Annotated in this window: 17 protein-coding genes, 3 pseudogenes and 2 riboswitches; of the genes and pseudogenes, 13 read left to right on the plus strand and 7 right to left on the minus strand. The window is 44.0% G+C overall.

The genetic code is table 11. From position 1 onward, the window contains the following. The 11 genes and pseudogenes from DSOL_RS23080 to DSOL_RS23130 all read left to right on the plus strand — a co-directional run. Nucleotides 1-984: helix-turn-helix transcriptional regulator (locus tag DSOL_RS23080; protein ID WP_218959007.1), on the plus strand; the 984-nt coding region annotated here is incomplete at its 5' end. Between the two features lie 227 nt (nt 985-1,211). Continuing rightward, nucleotides 1,212-1,700 carry a hypothetical protein gene (locus DSOL_RS23085; protein WP_075367103.1) on the plus strand — a complete coding sequence of 163 codons (489 nt, stop codon included), beginning with the start codon at nt 1,212-1,214 and terminating at the stop codon, nt 1,698-1,700. A gap of 31 nt (nt 1,701-1,731) precedes the next feature. Further along, on the plus strand, nt 1,732-2,091 hold the full coding sequence (locus DSOL_RS23090; protein WP_075367104.1) for a hypothetical protein: 360 nt from the start codon (nt 1,732-1,734) through the stop codon (nt 2,089-2,091). A gap of 195 nt (nt 2,092-2,286) precedes the next feature. Then, nucleotides 2,287-2,426: riboswitch (cyclic di-AMP (ydaO/yuaA leader) on the plus strand. A gap of 5 nt (nt 2,427-2,431) precedes the next feature. Further along, entirely contained in the window at nt 2,432-3,211 is a 780-nt protein-coding gene (locus DSOL_RS23095; protein WP_075367105.1) for a C40 family peptidase, read from the plus strand. A 152-nt stretch (nt 3,212-3,363) separates the two neighbouring features. After that, nucleotides 3,364-3,489, plus strand: a pseudogene (locus DSOL_RS30235) (cation transporter); the annotation flags it as partial. A gap of 93 nt (nt 3,490-3,582) precedes the next feature. Further along, on the plus strand, nt 3,583-4,353 hold the full coding sequence (locus tag DSOL_RS23105) for a helix-turn-helix domain-containing protein (protein ID WP_075367106.1): 771 nt from the start codon (nt 3,583-3,585) through the stop codon (nt 4,351-4,353). A 356-nt stretch (nt 4,354-4,709) separates the two neighbouring features. Then, nucleotides 4,710-7,415, plus strand: a complete 2,706-nt coding sequence (locus DSOL_RS23110; protein ID WP_075367107.1) for an FAD-binding and (Fe-S)-binding domain-containing protein — start codon at nt 4,710-4,712, stop codon at nt 7,413-7,415. A 271-nt stretch (nt 7,416-7,686) separates the two neighbouring features. Then, nucleotides 7,687-7,874, plus strand: a riboswitch (cobalamin riboswitch). 214 nt (nt 7,875-8,088) lie between these two features. Further along, entirely contained in the window at nt 8,089-8,874 is a 786-nt protein-coding gene (locus tag DSOL_RS23115; RefSeq protein WP_075367108.1) for an energy-coupling factor ABC transporter permease, read from the plus strand. Next, the gene (locus DSOL_RS23120) at nt 8,871-9,167 is read left to right on the plus strand and encodes an energy-coupling factor ABC transporter substrate-binding protein (RefSeq protein WP_083642962.1); all 297 of its coding nucleotides are present in this window, start codon (nt 8,871-8,873) and stop codon (nt 9,165-9,167) included. The genes DSOL_RS23115 and DSOL_RS23120 overlap by 4 nt, the downstream gene beginning before the upstream one ends. Further along, nucleotides 9,164-9,934, plus strand: coding sequence for a cobalt ECF transporter T component CbiQ (cbiQ, locus tag DSOL_RS23125; protein ID WP_075367110.1), 771 nt, complete (start codon nt 9,164-9,166; stop codon nt 9,932-9,934). The genes DSOL_RS23120 and cbiQ overlap by 4 nt, the downstream gene beginning before the upstream one ends. A gap of 4 nt (nt 9,935-9,938) precedes the next feature. After that, nucleotides 9,939-10,824: pseudogene (locus DSOL_RS23130) on the plus strand (energy-coupling factor ABC transporter ATP-binding protein). Between the two features lie 94 nt (nt 10,825-10,918). On the opposite strand, the gene DSOL_RS23135 reads toward DSOL_RS23130, so the two are convergent. Continuing rightward, nucleotides 10,919-12,379 carry a sensor histidine kinase gene (locus tag DSOL_RS23135; RefSeq protein ID WP_075367111.1) on the minus strand — a complete coding sequence of 487 codons (1,461 nt, stop codon included), beginning with the start codon at nt 12,377-12,379 and terminating at the stop codon, nt 10,919-10,921. Nucleotide 12,380: 1 nt separating this feature from the next. Beyond that, nucleotides 12,381-13,073: a response regulator transcription factor gene (locus tag DSOL_RS23140; protein WP_075367112.1), complete on the minus strand. Its 693-nt coding sequence runs from the start codon at nt 13,071-13,073 to the stop codon at nt 12,381-12,383. Nucleotides 13,074-13,286: 213 nt separating this feature from the next. On the opposite strand from DSOL_RS23140, the gene DSOL_RS23145 reads away from it, so the two are divergent. Beyond that, nucleotides 13,287-13,973 carry a tetratricopeptide repeat protein gene (locus DSOL_RS23145; RefSeq protein ID WP_075367113.1) on the plus strand — a complete coding sequence of 229 codons (687 nt, stop codon included), beginning with the start codon at nt 13,287-13,289 and terminating at the stop codon, nt 13,971-13,973. 135 nt (nt 13,974-14,108) lie between these two features. Next, nucleotides 14,109-15,227 carry a cytochrome c biogenesis protein CcdA gene (locus tag DSOL_RS23155; protein WP_345788419.1) on the plus strand — a complete coding sequence of 373 codons (1,119 nt, stop codon included), beginning with the start codon at nt 14,109-14,111 and terminating at the stop codon, nt 15,225-15,227. 185 nt (nt 15,228-15,412) lie between these two features. Here DSOL_RS23155 and DSOL_RS23160 read toward each other — a convergent pair whose 3' ends face one another. The 5 genes and pseudogenes from DSOL_RS23160 to DSOL_RS23180 form a co-directional block, all read right to left on the minus strand. Continuing rightward, nucleotides 15,413-16,546: an ABC transporter permease gene (locus DSOL_RS23160; protein WP_075367116.1), complete on the minus strand. Its 1,134-nt coding sequence runs from the start codon at nt 16,544-16,546 to the stop codon at nt 15,413-15,415. A gap of 204 nt (nt 16,547-16,750) precedes the next feature. After that, a complete protein-coding gene (locus tag DSOL_RS23165; RefSeq protein ID WP_075367117.1) occupies nt 16,751-17,914 on the minus strand; it encodes an ABC transporter permease in 1,164 nt (387 codons plus the stop codon). A 12-nt stretch (nt 17,915-17,926) separates the two neighbouring features. Beyond that, nucleotides 17,927-18,610, minus strand: a complete 684-nt coding sequence (locus DSOL_RS23170; protein ID WP_075367118.1) for an ABC transporter ATP-binding protein — start codon at nt 18,608-18,610, stop codon at nt 17,927-17,929. A 278-nt stretch (nt 18,611-18,888) separates the two neighbouring features. Further along, nucleotides 18,889-19,470 (minus strand): DUF2318 domain-containing protein, encoded by a 582-nt coding sequence (locus DSOL_RS23175; RefSeq protein ID WP_075367119.1) that lies wholly within the window; start codon nt 19,468-19,470, stop codon nt 18,889-18,891. 94 nt (nt 19,471-19,564) lie between these two features. Further along, a pseudogene (locus tag DSOL_RS23180) lies at nt 19,565-20,387 on the minus strand (4Fe-4S binding protein); the annotation flags it as partial.

The raw sequence follows: 20,387 nt of genomic DNA on the forward strand, positions 1-20,387 counted from the left end.
TATATTTCTTTCCTTTTTCTTTTCGAATTTGGAGTTCGGATTATTGCTTCCGTTATAAAGAAACTTCAGTGGCTTCGTTATCTTCCTTGGATTTTGGGTGGGGTATGGTTAATTAACTTTGTGTTCTTCGGATTTGCCGATGTCAATATTGATTATTGGCTTCTAACCAGCGAAGCTTGGTCCCGAATCCTTATTTGCTTTCCTGGGGCACTTTTTGCCAGTATCGGATTCCTCCTTCAAACGGAAGAACTTAACCGGCTTAGAGTTCCTCAACTTAAAATTCTTCTTATTGGAGTTTCTTTATCCTTCTTATTCTATGGTTTAGTTGCAGGTCTCGTTGTGCCGAATGCGCCATATTTTCCTTTTAATTGGTCCGCACAATTTTTAAGTCAATATGCTCCATTTGCGGTTCCAGTGGTACGGTCACTAGCAGGGGGCGCCATGGCGTATTTTTCTATTCGAGTCATGGGGATCTTTTATTATGAATATCGCCGACTTCTGGAAGCAGCAGAAAAAAACGAAACCCTGTCCAAGGAGAGAGAAAGAATCAGTCGTGATTTGCATGATGGAGTCATTCAATCTCTTTACGCAATTGGTTTAGAAGTAGAGGAGGTTTCTTATTTAACTTCGGAATCCCCCCATCAAGCTCAAAAAAGCCTGGAAAACGTGATTAACCGTTTAAATGGAGTGATTCTGGATATTCGTTTCTTCATTCAAGATTTGCTGGTTAAGGTTATGAATCGATTGCAAAAGGAAAAAGATTCACCGGAAGAAAAGTTATCTGAGCGAGAAAAACAAATTCTTCAGCTCATTGGCCAAGGGAAAACGAATAAGGAGATTGCCGAAACTATTTTCCTTAGCGAAAAAACAGTTCGCAACTATGTCAGCAGTATTTTGCATAAACTAAATTTATCTCACCGATCGCAAGCAGCGGTTTATGCTGTCCGCAATCAGGTTGATCCCCGTTCTTTTCTTGGTTCATAAATGAGTGCCTTTACGTGAGCACTCTATTTTTATGGGACATTTGTCATGTTCAAGAAAGGACATATAACATATTAGAATTAGGACATGTGACAATTATCGCAAATAAGCTTAGGTTAGATAATAGACATGAAAGAACTTTTAGTTTTAGGTACGAAACGGAGGGAGAAAAGAAGTACCACTGAACTGTTTTCTTATAAGAACTAATGAACGTAAAGGAGGAACCAAGAATGTTTGAGTATTTCAAGCTTATCGGCAGTGGTCCGAATGACCTTTCTGCTGCCATACATGGCGGATTAGGAATAATTCTTCTCGCTTCATTTATCTGGGCGGTCGAAGCGGTCTTAAACAAAAGTCCGGAAGCTTATAAGAGATTGAAAATCGGAACCATTGTTATGTCGGTGGCCAGTTTCTTGACGATTGTTTTTGGAAATATCGTTTACATTCCGTATCGTGCCGCAAACGGTGTTCAGCCCTGGTTAAAAGCCCATGATATTTATTGGTATCATGCTTTAGGAATGGAATTTAAAGAATTTGCAGCCCTATTCTCCCTCCCGCTAGCAGTAGCTATTATGTATAGTGTAATTACTATGTCGGAAGATTGGTTTAAAAGTGATTGGGCAAGAAAAACTGTGAAATACGGTCTCTATCTGGCAATCTTCTTTACTTTCACTGCGTTTATTTTAGGAGCAGCGATTACTAAAGCGAAGGCTGTATAACCTGTATAACTTATTTTAGAGGAGGGATATCATGAGTGACGCTTTGAAAGTCAAAGAACTTAAAGTTGCTGTAGCCTTCTTATCAGCGGGAATCGGACTGATGGTCTTAGCCATTATTAATTTTATTGCTGATAAAACCGGTGGCAATGCCGGTGCCTTTGCAAAATCGATTGCTTTGCATCAAGGAATTGGACCGTATTCTGGTAAACAATTTTTCACTGCTTTAGCTTGGGGACTTTCCTGGATTATTTTGCACCAAGTTTTTGTAAAAAAAGGAACTGCTGAGCCGAAAAAAATTATGCGTTTAGCTTATATATTCATCACCATAGGGAGAAACTGCCCTTTAGCATTTAGGAAATTATGTGCTAAGAATGAGAATAGGTTCACATGAAGGGATCATCAAGTCCGGGTTCCGCGTTCATAGGAAATTCATAGTTGTGTAGTATCATTGAGGGTAGTTACTAGGGGGTTGAAATTGTTCTTTGTAAGTGGCAGGGAAAGGAGGATTTCATTCGCTATGCCAAATGCAAAGTAGTTTACTCTTAAATTACCCTTTATGTAAAATCAAATTTAAACCTAAAACTTCAAAGGTAAGATGCTGAATCTGAGTTTCATATGCTCAGAACGGGGGATTTCATGTGGGGTGAATCATGTTCAGAACATGTAGGGCTTACACCTTTAGCCCGAATCCGTCAACTAACCTCGTAAGCAAAGAAAGGTGGACAAACTAAGTGTTAATTCCCAAGAAAAAATGGTTTAGTGGGGTCGCTCTTGCAAGTGTTCTTTTGTCAAGTAGTTTAACTGGGGTAGCCCCTTCTCAGGCTGCAATTCTCGATTCTCAAGTTGCTCCAAAGGTTACTACTGTGCAGAGTACTGTACTCAAGAATCCTCCTTTTGATGTTTCTATCTCGAAAGTATATTCTCAAATAATGCGTGAATCCTTTAATTGGACACCCACGATCGAGGTCAAAACGAACGTGACACAACTATCCGAAACTGCTATTGTTCCAGTCCAAGAGAAAACGTCAGCCCCGGTTGGAAAGACGTCTCAAGCGCCTCAGACTGCTAAAAAGCCAAGCGTTTCTTCACAGAAGGTGGCGAACGTCAAACCTAAACAGATTTCAACCCCCCAGGTATCAAGGGGTAGTTCAGCAGCGGACACGCTCATAAGCCGTGGCCTAAGTTTACAAGGAATTCCTTATGTTTGGGGCGGAACGAGCTTGAAAGGATTTGATTGTTCGGGGTTTGTACAATATGTATTCAGGGCTTCCGGGATTTCACTACCGCGGACAGCAGCCGAACAGTACAAACTTGGCGTGCCGGTCAGTCGTGATGAATTAATGCCTGGGGATCTCGTGTTCTTTCAAACCTATGCCCCAGGTGCCACAGATGTGAGAATTTATATCGGTGGGGGGCGTACTCTCGGAGCGGCCAGTGAAGGAGTAGGTATTCACAGTTTGTCGGAAAGTTATTGGTCAAAACATTACCTTGGTGCGCGGCGGATTCGATAGGGATTATGTAAAATAGGTATAGGGCAAGTGAGTTCAATCAAAGATGATTATAGCAATATCAAAAACCTTGGCATGCCTTAACAGGTAATTCTGGATGGGACCCAGGCTATGGCCTAAAGATTATAACTTAGTCATAAAAAAGGAGCGATGTAAAAATTGAGGGAATGACTTGCGGACATTGCAAAAGTTCAGTCGAAAAGGCGCTATTGAAAGACATAAGGACAAATAGTGGTTACGGCCCTATCACTGATCGTGATAGGGCTATACACGTTTATTAGACTTATGCTATATTTAGTAAGAACGAATTTTTAGGGAGACACTTAATCAATATGAACAAAGGTTGAATCTGATTAAAATAAGGCGGATGAAATATGGCTTTAGGAACAACGATCCGGGATTTTCGTAAACAAAGAGGGTTCACACTTCAAGTGCTTTCTGATCAGTTGGGAGTCTCTTGTTCGTTTTTGAGTGCAGTTGAACGAGGGGTAAAGAAGCCGTCAGTAGCAATGGTTCAGAAACTCTCCGATGTCTTAAATATTTCACCCAGCTATCTATTTGGGATTGGGATGGAAAAGGTCTATGGGGAAAAAATACGTTTTATTCGTAAGGGACGGAGCTTAACGATTGAAGAACTCAGTGAACTTTCAGGAATTTCTCCGGAACGCATTCAGGCCTATGAAGAGGGGACAGAGGAACCAAACTTAGAGACGTTAGACCGTTTGGGTGAGGCTTTGAGTGTCACGATAAGATACTTTTTGGAGAAATCGGCAGATGCGCTTTCGATAGGGGAACGTGTGCGTCGTGAACGGGAAAAACAAGGGCTTACTGGAGTTGCCTTGGCAGATAAAGCCGGAATTACTCCGGCAATGGTTAGCCAGATTGAGAATAACCAAGCTGAGCCATCCTTAGATACCTTAGAGAATGTTGCTAAAGCCTTGGGAGTATCGGTTTGTTATTTCCTTTTAGAACAAGAAGATGTGGAAAACCTAGTCGCCTCGCTAAATACCGATGTCTTGTCTCTCTTGGGAGATCCAAGGGTACAGGCAGTCCTGCGCGCCGTTAGGGATTTGGAAGCTGGGGATTTAAAATTTATTCTTAATTACATTCAGTTCTTTAAACGGAACCGATCGCTTTTGGATTAAGCTCTTCTCTGATCCGCTAAAGTGACATGGGGATCTCTTGTGAATTTTTTACCTCCTGAGTGCCTAACTCGGGAGGTTTATTTATTTTATCGATATAATAGAAAAAATATAAATTTCTCCTAGTCAGTGGGAAGGAATAAATGGTATGGTGTCGAATTAGATAGACACAATGTTAAAAATAAGTTCATTAAATTTAAACCACTGGTTCATAAATAGGGCGTTAAAGGGAGGGGGTAGATGGGTGCAATAAGCCATATGTTGCGTATAGACATTATTTTTTTAAACCATTATTAAGTATTTGAGTAAAATTATTAAACTTATATGGTGAAGCGGAGAATTGAAAGGAGCACAATCAAATGAAACAGAATCTAACGACGGTTCAAATGTCCAAAATTCAGGAAATATTTAGTGATCGTGTGCGCTTTAACAAAGTCGAAAGAGTGGTTTACTCTCATGATATGGGAATCATGCCTGAACAGATACGGGCAATGATTGGGTGTACTCCGGATGGCGTCGTTCAACCGACAAGTGTGGGCGACGTTATAGCGCTTGCTAAACTCGCTAAGGAAGAAAAGATTCCCGTTGTGCCTAGAGGTGCAGGAAGTGCAGGATTTGGAGGAAGTGTTCCAGCAAAGGCCGGAATTGTTGTGGACTTCGTCAGAATGAACAAAATACTGGATATTAATACGGAAACTATGACGGCTACGGTTGAACCTGGTGTAATCTGGAACAATTTAGAGAAGGAGTTAAGCAATCGCGGCTTAACATTGCGCGCGTTTCCTTCGAGTTCAAACAGTTCGACGGTTGCTGGTTGGGTTGCCCAGGGCGGAAGCGGGTATGGCAGTTATGAATTTGGAGACTGTCTTCAGAACATCGTTTCTGTGGATGTGGTCTTACCCGATGGTCAATTAAAAACGTTTGTTGGCGAGGATCTGCATCAAGTCTACAGTTTATGTGGGATCACGGGATCGATCGTGAGTGTTACGGTACGGGCACGGGAAAAGGATGAAGAGAGCGTAAGCCTTTCTGCATTCCCTGACATGCAAAGTGCCTCTGAATTCTTGAAAGCCCTCTCCGAGAAAAATGTACCGCTCTGGAACGTCGGCTTGTCCACGCCGGCTTATGTTTCCCTCAAACAAAAGGCCCTTGAACACTATGTTTTACCTGAAGACCAGTATTTGGTCACTATGGTTTTTCCAAAACCTCGTCGGTCTTCTGTAGAGCACCCGATTCGAGAACTCACAACTAAGTATCGTGGGAAAATCATGCGCGAGAAATTAGCTGTTGAGGAGTGGGACGATAAATTCTATCCCATGCGCTTTAAAAAGCTTGGCCCGACTTTAGTTGCCAGTGAGGTGGTCATTCCCATTACAGAGGTCGCTGCTTTTGTCGGAGAAATCGAACGAAAATTCAAAGGGGCATTTGCCCTTGAGGGAACAATGGTGGGGCATGACCAAATCTCCATCTTAGGTTTTATGCTTTCAGACGAAAGAAAGCTTGGTTTTCCGCTGGCTTACGCTTGTGCCTTGGATGTTATGGATAGTGGCGAAAAACACGGGGGTAAAGTCTTTAGCGTCGGGATGTACTTTACCGATCGCGCTAAAACGTTCTATGGTGAAGAGCGCCTAAAGAATATTTGGAACTTCAAACAACTTGTCGACCCCGAGGGGATCATGAATCCGGGCAAGATCATTCCTATCTCAATGGATAAACAATCCCCAACAAAGATGCTTTCCGCGGCCATGAAAGTTGCGAATGCTGGGAGCGGCCTGATTGGGCTTGCTGGGCGTTTACTTATGAAATGGCAAGGGGATGATTTTACCTCACCGCTCGACGACGAGTTGACGGATGACACGTTCGCCTGTGCGCAATGCGGCTATTGTCGCAATGTTTGTACGGTATTTGATGCTATTCCTTGGGAGAGTAACTCTCCACGCGGCAAATACTTTATTTTGAACCAATATATCAAGGGTAAACTTCCGATGGACGACGAAGTCGGAAAGGCACTTTATCCGTGCACCACGTGTAAAAAATGTGATTCCGTTTGCCAAATCCGCGCGCATAATGCCCACCACTGGATGGCGTTACGTTACGAATTCAACAAGAATAAACTCCAGAATACCGGCCTTAGAATCATCCGTGACAACGTGCTTAATACGGGTAACTTCTGGGGCGTCCCTGCGGAAGACCGCTTAAAGTGGCTGGATGTTCCAACAGAAACTCACGGCAAGATTGCGTATTGGTCCGGTTGCTGGGCAGGCACGATCATGGACAACATGGCGCAAAACGCGACCCGTATTATGGATCATCTAGGAATTCCTTTTGTTCATTTCCGGGAGCGGGAACGTTGCTGTGGACTTTATTTAAGCTTGGGAGGATATAAGAAAGAGTTCCAAAATCTGGTGCGCGAGAATTTGGAGATGTTTAAAGAAGCCGGTATCGAGACAATTATTTTTTCCTGCCCAGGCTGCTACGCGACTTTTAATGAAAACTATCAGCAAATGGCGTTGGAAATGGGGCTTGAATGTAACATTCGCTTTAAGCATATCACGGTTTTTTTAAGCGAGCTTATCGCGGATGGGCGCCTGAAGTTTACGGCCCCTCTAAGCAACACGATTACCTATCATGATTCCTGTCATGTTGGGCGTTGGTTTGGGCACTATGATGAACCTCGAAGTGTTATTCGCGCTATTCCGGGCATTGAATTTCGCGAAATGGAACACATTAAAGAAGAAGGGCTATGTTGTGGACTCGTTTCTGCGTTTGACTCCTTGCCTACGGTTGCCCAAAGCGGAATGAAACGCGTTGAGGAAGCGGTTGCAACTGGTTCGGAATACCTCGTGACCAACTGTGCGGGGTGCGGCTCACAATTTAACGCAACCTGTCACGCCATGGGAACGGAGGTCCAGCAAATGGATTTAACCGAACTCGTCGCCCGAGCACTCGGTATCCCGACAATGGACCCTTCCGAAAAAGTCGGAGTCTATATGGCTCAATGTGTTGAGATGCTCAAGGATAGTGTACTGTCCCCCATTGTTGTCCCGGCAGAGGCCAAAAAATAGGTTATTGTTGAAATCTCCTAGGATTTCACTACCGCGGACAGTTGCTGAACAGTGGACATAGCTTGCGCTATGTCCTTTTGAATATTCAGGAGTACGAAAAGCAGCAGGCTGTAATCAAGCTGCTATCCAAGCTCTCCGAATCAACCCTGTGGCGATAGCCGATGTTCAGGAGATAGTCGTTCATAGACGTTTAATGGGAGTCTAGGGTTACCTATATTTATTTTATCTTTTAGTACTATACAAATTTAATTGCTTCATGTTACAATAAAAATAATTTAATAGGGGAATGAGTGATTCTTTCCCGAGGGAAAGAATTGAAAAGGGAAGTCAGTTGAAGCTGACGCGGTGCCCGCCACTGTAAAAGGGAGTTAACTCATAGAATGTCACTGGACATATCCGGGAAGACGTGAGTTGACGTAGATCTTGAGCCAGGAGACCTGCTTATTCCGAGTCAAACTACCTACGGGAATGTTAGGGGGTGTATACCTGTGTCTTCAGGATTACGATTGTTACCTGATACTGGTTAAGCTTTTTACCCTTCTATTGGTGAAGGGTTTTTTTGTTTTTATTATCCCCAAGCATGGGGTTTATGGGACTGTGTTATGATCAGTGGGAAGTTAAATTCTTCATTTTAGAAGATATGTGTTTGAACTGAAAAGGAGTTGTTAATTTTATGAGTCTACGTAAGATTAAGAATATCAGTTTATTAATTGCTTACGTTCTGGCTGTCTATATCGTTTTTCCCAATAATGCCTATGCTATGCATATTATGGAAGGATTTCTACCTTTTAACTGGGCAGCCTTCTGGTGGATGGCAATGATTCCGTTTGTTATTGTTGGGGTACGTTCCATTAAGAAAACGGTGACTGAACACCCTAGTTTAAAGATGCTGCTCGGTATGGCCGGAGCGTTTGCTTTTGTTCTGTCTGCCCTGAAAATTCCGTCCGTAACCGGTAGTTGTTCGCACCCAACAGGCGTAGGTCTAGGTACCATACTATTCGGACCGACAGCAATGACCGTCTTGGGAATGATTGTCCTAATCTTTCAAGCCCTTCTACTCGCTCATGGCGGAATAACAACCCTAGGTGCCAACACATTTTCTATGGGGATTGTGGGGCCGTTTGTTTCTTACGGTATCTATAAGGGCTGCAAAAAATTGGGTGCTCCCCTGTGGCTATCGGTGTTTCTATCAGCTACTATAGGGGATCTAATGACCTACATCACAACCTCCTTTCAGTTAGGACTAGCTTTTCCCGCGGCTTCGGGCGGCGTGATGGCTTCTGCACTAAAATTCATGGGCATCTTTGCTTTTACTCAGCTTCCCTTAGCCATAAGCGAAGGTATCCTTACCGTAATGGTTATTAATATCCTTAGTGCTTACAGTCAAAAAGAGTTGGGATTTTTAGGCGTATTTACTGGCAAAGAATTACCTACCAGCAAACGGGGGGTGAAGGCGTGAAACCAATTGCCAAGAACGGGATATTACTTGTAATTGTAGCCGTACTGTCTTTTGCTCCGCTTTTTATGACACGCGGTGCCGAATTTGCAGGAGCTGATGATCGAGCAGAAAAAGCGATAAGCACGATCGATGTCAATTATAAACCTTGGTTCAAACCCTTGTGGGAACCACCGAGCGGAGAAGTTGAATCTTTCTTGTTTGCCCTGCAGGCAGCTCTCGGAAGCGGATTCGTCTTTTATTATTTAGGCTATGCGAAGGGTAAACACAGTGTAAGCAAGAAGGATCAAGCATGATAAGCATTGATTGTTACGCCTATAGTAATAATCTGAAAACAGTTCACCCGGTGGAAAAGTCTCTATTTGCGATGATTACTATGGTAGTGTGCCTAACGTCTCCTACAGTAATCACACCTCTTATCGTGTTAGCATTAATGGCTGGAGGGATTGTCTGCAAAGCAGGCATCCCTGCCCGGGTTTTTGTCAAACTGATGCTTGTTCCTCTTTCGTTTCTCCTGCTCAGCGTTTTGACGATCGCATTTTCTATCTCGACCAACCCTTCGGGATTTTGGCTAGCTCAAACCATTAATGGGGTAACCGTAGGAACACGCTACCCAGATTTGATTACCGCAGTGCATCTCTTTCTGAGATCGTTAGGGGCTGTATCCTGTCTGTATTTCCTAGCCCTGACCACTCCGATGACTGAACTCATTACAGTACTCAACAAAATGAGGGTTCCGGTGATTATTACTGAACTAATGGTGCTGATTTATCGCTTTATCTTTGTCTTTATGGAAACAGCCACCACGATTCGCCGTGCCCAGTTTTCTCGTTCAGGTTATGTATCCTTCAAAAGTTCTTACCGTTCTTTGAGTCGACTCTTTTCTGCTCTGTTAGGGAAAGTTTTTGTGAAATCCCAAGAACTTTATAATTCCATGGCGGCGCGGTGTTACACGGGTGAGATTAAGGTGCTTACCAAGAAGCGTCCCGTTAGCCTCAGAAATTATCTTATAATAACTGGGTTGGAGATCCCTTTAATCCTATTAAATTTGCTTTGGAGGTAATAGTTTGGCAGAGCTCATACTTGAAGCAGTTGATTTAGAGTATTCTTATCCGGATGGCACAAATGCTTTGCGCAAAGTGAATTTACAAGTTCAACAAGGAGAAAAGCTAGCAATTCTGGGATCAAACGGAGCTGGAAAATCCACGTTGTTTATGCAATTTAACGGAATCTTTCGCCCTAACTCAGGGTCTATAAAGTACCAAGGACAAGATATCTCCTATAAAAGCAAGGAACTTATAGAATTGCGCAAAAAAGTGGGAATCGTCTTTCAAGATCCGGATAGTCAGTTGTTTTCCGCTAGTGTCTATCAGGATATTTCGTTTGGTCCTCTCAATCTTGGTCTTTCGGAAGAAAAAGTGGCAGAGAGAGTAAAACGGGCCATGAAAGATACGGAAACCACAGACCTTGAAGATAAGCCCACTCACTTGTTGAGTTATGGGCAGAAAAAACGAGTTTCTATCGCAGGCGTTTTGGCGATGGGGCCAGAAGTGATTATATTTGATGAACCAACGGCCGGGCTAGACCCTCGTCATGCCCGAGAGTTTATGCAGCTTTTGGAGAAGTTGAGCATTGAGGGTAAAACGATTATCCTATCGACTCATGATGTCGATTTAGCCTATTCTTGGTCAGATCAGATGGCAATAATGTATCGTGGAGAGATCATTGCTCACGGAAAACCTGGCGAACTACTTATGCGCTCGGAGATTGTGGAACGTGCTGATTTGACACTTCCATGGCTGATAGAAATGCATACTGAGTTGGTGAAAAAAAGGCTGGCTGTCTCCGTCTACCCCTTTGCCGAAAACGAAGGAGGATTTGCTTAGAAGCATTCCGAGGAAGCAAAGGGACGGTTCTCGTGCTTCCTCGGAAGAGGAATCCCTAGTACTATAATTCCGTAACGAAGCCATTTGGGACGCTCAGAACGGGTGGTTTTTCAAAAAGTAATGCCATAGAGAGTAACCTACAAGGTTAGACCTCCATGGCATTACTTTTTTGTTACGTCAAGGCTGCCGTATTTGCCTCCGGGACAGAGGATTTGATCCTCAACCTCTTTAACTTTTTTAGGAAGCTGGACAATAAACTCCGTCTCTTGCCCGACCTTGCTCTGTACGGTGATGGTGCCCTGATGAAGGGTTGTGATTTGCTGAACCAAGGCCAGACCAATTCCCGTTCCACCAGTCTCACGGGTGCGGGACTTGTCGGCCCGGTAAAAACGCTCGAAGATAAAAGGGAGATCTTCTTCGGGGATGCCGATGCCTGTGTTTATAATCTTAATTTCAGAAAAATCCGGTGTTCTTGTAAGGGCAACGGTAATCTGACCGCCTAAGTTTGAGTAGCTATAGGCATTGTGAACAAGATTGTAAAAGAGCCGGGTCAAAAGGCGCCCGTCCCCGACCGTAGTCACGGATTCTGATGGAGCGTTCCAATTTAGAGTTAATTCTTTTTCTTGGATGAGCGGATGGAGGCTATGAATGACTTTCTCAAGAAGATGCTTTAAGTCCACAGGTTCTAGGCTCATCTTCAAAGCCCCTATTTCTGCTACATTTAAGTCTTTGAGGTCACTGGATAGGTCAACTAAACGGTCAATTTCCTCATGAATGGAGGAGAGATTTTCCTCATCGGCAGGCAGGACGTTGTCTTGGAAGGCTTCGATATAGCTTTTTATAGAGGTTAAAGGAGTGCGCAGTTCATGGGCGATATCTGCGGTAAATTGTTTACGAAGGGTTTCTTGGCGATTCAAATTGTCTACCATTGCGTTGAAAGCGGTCGCCAATTGCCCCACCTCGTCTTTGGCTTGAATAGCAACGCGCTCATCAAGGTGTCCCTGGCCAATACGATCGGTTGCTTGTTTTAATTGTTTCAAGGGTGCGACGAGACGACGACTTGTGAAGTAGCTGAGGATGATCCCGAATAGAAGCGCCAACCCTCCAGCGAAGAGGAGAGAACGAAAGACTGAGGCTTGGAAGAGGATATCTTGGGGATTGAGAATTTGTGCGGTCGCAGGGTAGCGGACCTGTGCAGTGGCTAAAGTTCCAAGGGGTCCTGACACCGTGAAGGTCTTCGTTTTCCAACTCGTGATGGAAGAGGAAGACATTCCCATACTCATCCCCATCCCCATCCCCATCCCCATACTGCCTTGACCGTGCATCATGGCGTCCATACTGTTATTTAATGTGGCGATGAACTTCCCGCTCGGATCTGTCAGCGTGACGACCGTACCGATCGGGAGGGAATGGCTAATATCATCCAGAGACGTGGAATCCCATGTGCCCTTGCTTTGATAAATAGCACTTAGACGAGAGGGTAACTGTTCCAAGGTTGCCTCATTCGTCTTGGTTAAATAATCACTAAACTGTTGATGGAAGACTAAATTTACTGCAAGCATGCTGAGCGTTAAAGTTATCAGCGAGATGATTAGTGTAGAGAGAAAGAGTTTTTTGCGCATTTTATTCCCCCGTACTTGGATTAAACTTGTAGCCGATTCCGTAAACCGTCAGAATGAGTTGAGGATCGCTAGGGGTAGTTTCTATCTTTTGGCGAATCTTCTTAATATGAGCATCAATCACACGGTCATCTCCGTCAAAGTCATGTCCCTGAACAATTTCAACCAGCTGCCCCCGTGAGTACACTCGACCAGGGTGTTTCGCCAGGGCTCCAAGGATCTTAAATTCGGTTGGGGTTAAAGAGATCTCTTGATCATGAAGCCGAATTTCATGCTGTATGTTATCAATGGTTAGGCCGTTGTCATAGGAGACTACGTCCGCCAGCGGTGCAGTTTCGTTATTTGTGCGGCGTAGAACGGCCCGGACACGGGCAACCACTTCGCGGGGGCTAAAGGGTTTTGTAATGTAATCGTCGGCACCAATACTCAATCCATTGATTCGATCCTCCTCTTCAACTTTAGCGGTGAGCATGATGATGGGGACGGAGGATATCTTGCGGATCTCACTACAAATTTCTGTTCCGGACATGCCGGGGAGCATTAGATCAAGGATCACGAGGTCAAAAGGGTTTTCTTTAAACATGGTTAGGGCAACAAGGCCGTTAATGGCCGTGCTGACCTGAAACCCCTCTTGTTGAAGGTAGGCCTTGAGCACGGTTGTAATCTTTTTTTCATCATCAACGAGTAAAATTCTCATGACGAGCAAACTCCTTTCAAAGACGTATTTAGCTCATTATATAAGGGAAAGACAGCCTTCGGCAATCTGGTTAGGGGTAGATATAGCGATTTTTTAAGCTTGAGGGGAATTCATAGGATTTTCATAGGAAATTCACAATAGTAGAGTACACTTATTGATGATCCTTGAATCGTATTGAGTTATGAGTATGGTCAATGTTATGGAGGAGATTAAGTGGTTAATCGTAAGCAAAATCAGTATCTTAAGACTATAGTTTTGGCAACATTGATAACTGGTAGTTTGGTTGGAGCAGGTGCCTACGGGTATTTTTCCGGAACAGCCTCCCCAAAGTCACCCACGTCCTCATCTGCGTCCGCGTCTTCGTCTTCTGGGAACAGTGATTATGTTAATTTGAAAAATAAGGTCAATGTTCTAAACCAAAAGGTTAGATCAAATCCTAATGATAGTTCACTACAACAGGAATTAGGCAATGCCTATTATGATTTAGGGACAATGGCACGGACAGTCGCGCCGAATGAAGCGCGAGAAGATTATCTCCAAGCCATAAAATACTATCAAAGCGTCCTGAATACTAAGAAGGATATCAATGTGTTAACCGATATGTCCACAGCCGCTATTTATACTGGTCAAAATGATGTGGCCGAAAAGGGTTTCAAAGAGGCCTTAACAGAGAATCCGGATTTTATACAAGCATTGTTTAACTACGGGGTTTTCCTTTCGGAAATTAAGAAAGACTACGCATCGGCTATTAGTGTGTGGCAGACTGCATTGGACAAAGACCCAAATGGCCCTAATGCAGAACGGCTAAAACAGATTATTCCTCAAGCTAAGGATATGCTTGCTGCGCAACAAAAAAGCAATGACCCTGTTGCGGGTACATCGAGTAATAAGACACCGTAATTCATCCTTCGATTGGTGTGAGCAACCATCCTAGGTGGACAGATATTAAGAACTGAGATATTATTTGCGGTAGGGTGCGGGAAAAAGGAATAATTTGCTGAACCCGTCGCAAAGTAATCGATCGAGGAGTGAACTATGAAGACAAGAGCTAAAGTCTTGATTTTAGTGATAGTGGGTGTCTTGGCAATTATGGCCTTGGTCATACCGAGATTCACTGGTCCAACTGAATTTCATGTAACCAATCAGCCACAAGTTGCTTTCGAAAAAGCGAAGAAATCGGGTAAACCAATTTTCTTAGAGTTTTACGCGAAGTGGTGACCCAGCTGTAAGAGCATGGAGCCCGTGGTGCTGGCTCTAGAGAAAAAATATAGTGCAAATGTTAACTTTATTGTAGCGGATATTGATGATCCGGAAGGACAAGTTCTCGCCAAACAATTTAATATTTACTATATCCCAGCTTTTTTCGTTTTCGATCAGCAAGGGCAAATTATATACAACGATACTGGACCTCAAAGTAAAGCTGCTTTAGAAAATGCTATAAATTCCGAGAATCCAAATAACAGCTGGTATAAATCATTCTTTGAAGTAACGATCCCGAATGCTTTGGCATCTGGGGGGGTATCCATCTTAATTCTAGTTTTCTTAGGTGGGGTGTTGACTAGTTTAAGTCCCTGTATCTTGTCAATGTTACCCGTTATGTTGGGGTACATCGGTGGTTTGGAAAAGCCAACAAAGACTAAGGGTTTCATCACTTCGGCATTTTTTGTACTAGGCTTAGCCGTTACATTTGCCATATTGGGTATAGTCGCGTCCCTGTTAGGTAAAGCCTTTGGCCAGATTGGGCCAGCATGGCCATATATTATCGGACTTTTTGCTATTCTAATGGGCTTACAATTAATAGGCGTTTTTAACTTTGAGTTACCTGGTTTGAAGGCTATGCCCGAGAAACGAGGGGGAGCACTGGGATCGTTCGGAGTGGGTTTATTATTTGGGCTGGTTGCTTCACCCTGTGCAACTCCGGTTTTAGCAGTTTTGATGACTTATGTGGCTGGGCAAGGGGTACTATGGTATGGCGCTTTGTTGCTCTTTATATACGGTCTGGGCCATGGGTTACCGCTGATTATTGCAGGCACATTTACAGCCGTGCTAAAGAGTTTACCCCGCTTATCGAAGTGGAGTCAGTATATTACCTATCTAAGTGGTGGGATGCTCATAGTCTTAGGTCTATACTTCCTTGTGCGAACGGGTGGGTGAGACGATTTATAGAAGAACCCATTGCTAAAGCAAAAGAGGCAACTAATAGCAGGGAAGGTTTCCTATTGGCAAGAGGTTAAGGAGAAGCTCGTACATCGCAAATCCCATTGTGCTTCATAGAGCAAAAAAGGAGATCGTATATGTTACCAAGCATTAAGAACGACCTCATGTTAAAATCAAACTTATCAGATGCTAGAAAGCGCTACTAAAGGGTCTAAATCAACGGCCCTTTTACAAGAAAGTACAGAAAGAACACCGATTAAGACAGATCCGCATATAGTAGCCAAGGCCATCAAAGGGTGAACTTGAAAGCTAACGGTTTTTTGGAAAACGATTGGGCCGAGTAGAGTGGGAGTAAGTTTACCTAAGAGATATCCGAGAACCCCTCCAAAAATGCTAACCAAGGCAATTTCCCGGATTAGAAGGGAAAGAATGTGGCGACGGCGAAAACCGATGGCTCGGAATATACCTATTTCCGCTACACGGTTATTGATGTTCCCAGTCGTTGTGACGAATACAATTAAAACCCCGATAACTCCCAATAATATAGAAGCGAATAAGGAAAAATTTGCAAAGCGGTCGACACTCTCTTTGGCACCCTGAACCAATTGAGATAGTTCTGCGACTTTGGCCTCCGGTAAGAGTTCACTCAAGAGGGCCGCAGTTTTATCCGGTTGAGTCGTATTGAGTTCGATCATGGACCAAGAATCTATTCCAGTAAGGGTGCGAGAAGTCTTGAAATTGGTAAAAACTCCATTATCTTCTGAACCGCCTGTTTCCTGCATGATCCCGACAACGGGATATTTTTGGTGGTTAAGTTCTAGGGTGTTCCCAATAACGAGAGCTTCTTGGCGGGCAAGGTCCGAACCGACAATAACTTCTCGGTCCCTGGGCTCTTGTCCTTGAATATGCCACCAAGGTTTCATTTTAAGTTCACTGGAAAAGTCTACGCCGATGATCAAATAACGTTTCTTACCCCCCGCGACGGAACCAATAATTTTGGGGGCAATTCCGTTAATCGCAAGTTCTTGGTCATTTTCTAGTTTAGCTACGATGTTATAGTTTAAACGTTTGATTTCGTAATTAACTCCTGGAACGGAGAGACCGCCGTAGCTGAGTGTAAAATGTTCTGACTTCGGAGTAATGACGACGTTAGCACCATATTGGGTTAAACTTTTTTGCAAATCGTCTCGCATGCTTTTAGCCAATGTATTCAGCGTGACGGTTAGGCCGACTACTAATATAAAAGTAAGCAGTAAAAAGATAGTTTTCCCTTTTCGCCGTTGTAAATTTTGGACCGCAATATCCGTTAAAGTCATATGTTACCTCCTTGTATCAAATGTTCGGAGGCTCGAAGTTCGATGTTCGACCCCAAGCTTCACGCCAATACCCTACAATGTGCATCGACCCACCCTCGTTCCGACTTCGGCCCTCGTGTATCGTGCCATTTACTTAGCCTTCGTTCTGATCACCGGCTTCTGCATCTAACCTCTGGCATCTGATAGGGCCGCTGACTTCTGTTATCATATATAACGTAAAGATTCAGCCGGTTCAAGTTTTGACGCTTTCCAAGCCGGGTAAAGACTGGCAATCAGGCCTACCACAAGAGAGCCACCAAGTGCATAGACGAGTAAATTAGATTGCCAAGGGATTTGAACTTGCGTTTTAATCAGAACAGATCCGAAGGTTGCGGCCATACCCATTCCAAGTAGGTAACCTAATAACCCGCCGAGAACACTTAATAATCCCGCCTCGCTAAGCACAATTTGAAAAATGTGGCGTTTTCGGAATCCAATCGCCCTCAAGATCCCGATTTCTCGAGTGCGTTCCTCGACAGAAGACTTCATAGTCATAGTGATTACCAAGCTACTAGCAAGGAAGAGAATCAAGGATACGCTTCTAGCAAATAAGTTAAACTTGCTTACCGTATCATTTCGAGATTCAAGAGTAGACTTTAGAGCGGTAACCTTGGTATCAGGCAGAGTGGCTGTTAATTGTTTGGTTACCTCGTCAATCGGACAAGTATAGCATAAAGCGGCAGCCTCGATGAGGCTGATGGCGTTAGGCCGATTCGCTAGTTTTTGCAGCACTGCTAAGTCGATAAATACCGCTTGGTCATTTTCTGCTGAACCTGTGGGTTGGACGACCCCGGCCACTTTAAAATCTTGCCCTTTGATCGTGACTGTTTGATTGGGGCTCAAACCCAGGGTACGGGCAACGTCACTTCCCAATATCACTTCGTTGGCCGTTGGGATTTGATTTTTAGCGAGACCACTTAGTTGCCACCATTTTTTTAGGTGCAATTCTTGAGGGAAATCGACGCCAAGTAACAGAACAGCTTGTCCCTTGATGGTAGTGTCGACTAAAAGCTTGGGGGATATTGTGGCCAAGGTTTCCTTGTTTTTAATCGTTTTCATAAGTGGAATAAGGGACATGTCCAGTTCTTTGATCTGCGTGGGTGCTTCAACCGTTATGCCTCCAAAGGTTAGGGCTTGCCCGGTATCGGGAAGGATGAGAATATTAGAACCGAATTGATCAAGTTTGTTGGCGACATCTTCCTTCATGGCTTGAGTTGTCGTGAATAGGAAGATGATCGAACCTACTCCGATGATGACACTGAGTACTAATAAAATAGAGCGTATCTTTCGGCGGCGTAGGTTTTGAAGCGCAATTTCTGTTAAACGCATTTTATTTCCCCCTTAGGACTCTTGAGGAATGGGATTGAGAACTCCATCCCGGATATAAACTGAGCGGGTGACCCAGGCCAGGTTTTCTTGGTTGTGTGTTACCATAATGATGGTTAAACCGTCCCTGTTAAGCGCTTGAAATAATTCCAACAGTTCCTCGGCAGTTTTTGAGTCTAAACTACCAGTGGGTTCATCCGCGAAAATAATAGAAGGTCGATTAACGATGGCCCGTGCGATGGCCACTCGATTTTGCTCACCACCGGATAATTGATTTGGAAGGCGGTGAGACTTGTTGCTTAAGCCCACTTTGTCGAGGACAGTTTGAGCCATTTCCCGTTGTTCCCTTCCTGGGCGGGAGGTTATAACCAAGGGGAGCATGACGTTTTCCAAGGCAGTAAGATAGGGAATCAATTGATATTGTTGGAAAACAAAGCCGACGTATTCGTGCCGAAAATCGGCCAATCGTTCGGGTTCTAAAGCATAGACATCGATATCGTCGATGATGAGTTTGCCAGAGGTGGGCGGATTTAACCCTCCAAGAATACTGAGCAAGGTGCTTTTCCCTGACCCGGAAGGACCCATTAATGCTAGAAATTCTCCTTTCAAGATCTCTAAACTCACATTTTTCAGGGCTTCAGTGACACCATCCCCACCCTTATAGGTCTTGGTGATTTCACACACGTTTATCAAAGACATTTAGTATTTCCTCCTGAATTGTAAGAAATATAATCTATAAGTATTGTAGTCCTAAAAACCACTCGATCAAACGCTGCATCCATTGCCGTTTCAGCGTATGGAAAAATCTTACGCCAAATGGGTTATGGTAACGATAAAAGTAAGTGCAAAAGTAGCAACAAAAGTGAATAACCAGAAAAGACTTAGCGCCAGTTAGAATGAACGCACTCGTAAGAACGAGTGCGTCTGACATTACCTTTGACATAATTCTAAGATTGTAGTTAGCTAGCCTTTAAAGATTAAACTCTGGGCGACCAGGAATCCAGTACGGCTTGGGGAATCTCAAGGTTATCACCGTTTAAGGAGTAGGTCAGTGCTTGGGGTGGATAGGCTTGGCAACCACCGCTGAGTCCTTTGAGTGTTTGGAGATCCCAAATTGTTCCGCAAGTGTTACAAATTATTTGATTGTTGGAAATATGAAAGGAGTCCCCCTTACAAGGCTCACAATAGCTCACAGCCACCATCACTTTACCGTCAGGTTGGATAAAGGCTGTCAAGGGAACAGTCTTGCCGTTGGCTTTGTACTCTGTCTTTATGAACTTCTTTTCCTTCACCGTACCTAGCGTGGTCACAACTTCTTTCCCATTTTCAACCTTGCTTGGAACAACCGTTTGCTCCAGTTTAGCGTTCGAGCTATAATTCATTTTTTGTCCGGTATCAGCAAGCGCGTTGGCCGAGTCACTTGGTTTGCTATTACCCAATATAAAATAGGAACTTATCATTACTGCAACCGCTACAAGGCCTAAAATGCTGTAAAGGCCTGCTTTGCTTTTCTTCGGTTGGGTAAATTTTTGTTTTTTCTCTTCACGATCGTTTTTCATCTAGAGATCCTCCTTGTTAAACAGAGGGGTGTACCGAGGGACGGTTCTCTTGCTTCATTAGGAAGCAGGAGAACCGTCCCTTTGCTTCCCTGGCCTACATGCGCATTCCCATTCTTACTGTAAAGGTGAGAAAGTTCAGGATGCCGAAGAGCAGGATGACAACCAAATACGGCATAGAAACGGATAGTGCTTTACTCACGCCATAGTTCTTTTTGGCAATTCGATAGGCGGTGTAAAGGGAACCGAGAGTACCGGCGATAACTAAGAAGTATTGCATAATTTGAATCGTCGGATCGGAAACGAAGTCAGTCGGTCCCTCAAGATGCACTCCGAAGAGCCCCATGAAGGTGTAGTAGATTGACTTCCCTTCAGCCAGAAGATGGAACAAGTTGTGGGCCATGTGGGAAGCAAGGTCAAGTGGAATGACGGCATACCCAAAGCGTGCAAAGGCATTACGCAATGTCTCGCCCGTGAAACGCTTGGAAATTGCAGTAGCTGCGAAAAGGAGTAAGACTGGAGTCGCCATAGCGAAAATAAAGAGGATGGTAAAGGCGATATCTTGATTGGCAATCCCTAATGTCTGCTCGACCGACTTCAGGAAGGAGGGGTAAAAGTCTAACATCGTAATGTTTTGAACAAACACAATTCCGACGATGACAATCGCTAAGAACGATTCTTCGAAACGAGCTCTAGTCATCGACCAAAATTCACTGGTGGGAATGCGGGGGGTTAGGCGAATTGAATCATGAGGACAGCTTTTGATACAACTTCCGCAGAGATTACAGTTGGCGTTGTTTTCCATAGCCATCGGAAATTCAAACATAGGACAGCCGGGCGCTTTGTCATTGCCTTTATAGCAATCCCTTGTTTTACAGGTTTTACAAGTGTCTTTGTCTGCTCGGAGCTCTAACATACCA

It is taken from the genome of Desulfosporosinus metallidurans (assembly GCF_001936615.1).
Taxonomy (GTDB): domain Bacteria; phylum Bacillota; class Desulfitobacteriia; order Desulfitobacteriales; family Desulfitobacteriaceae; genus Desulfosporosinus; species Desulfosporosinus metallidurans.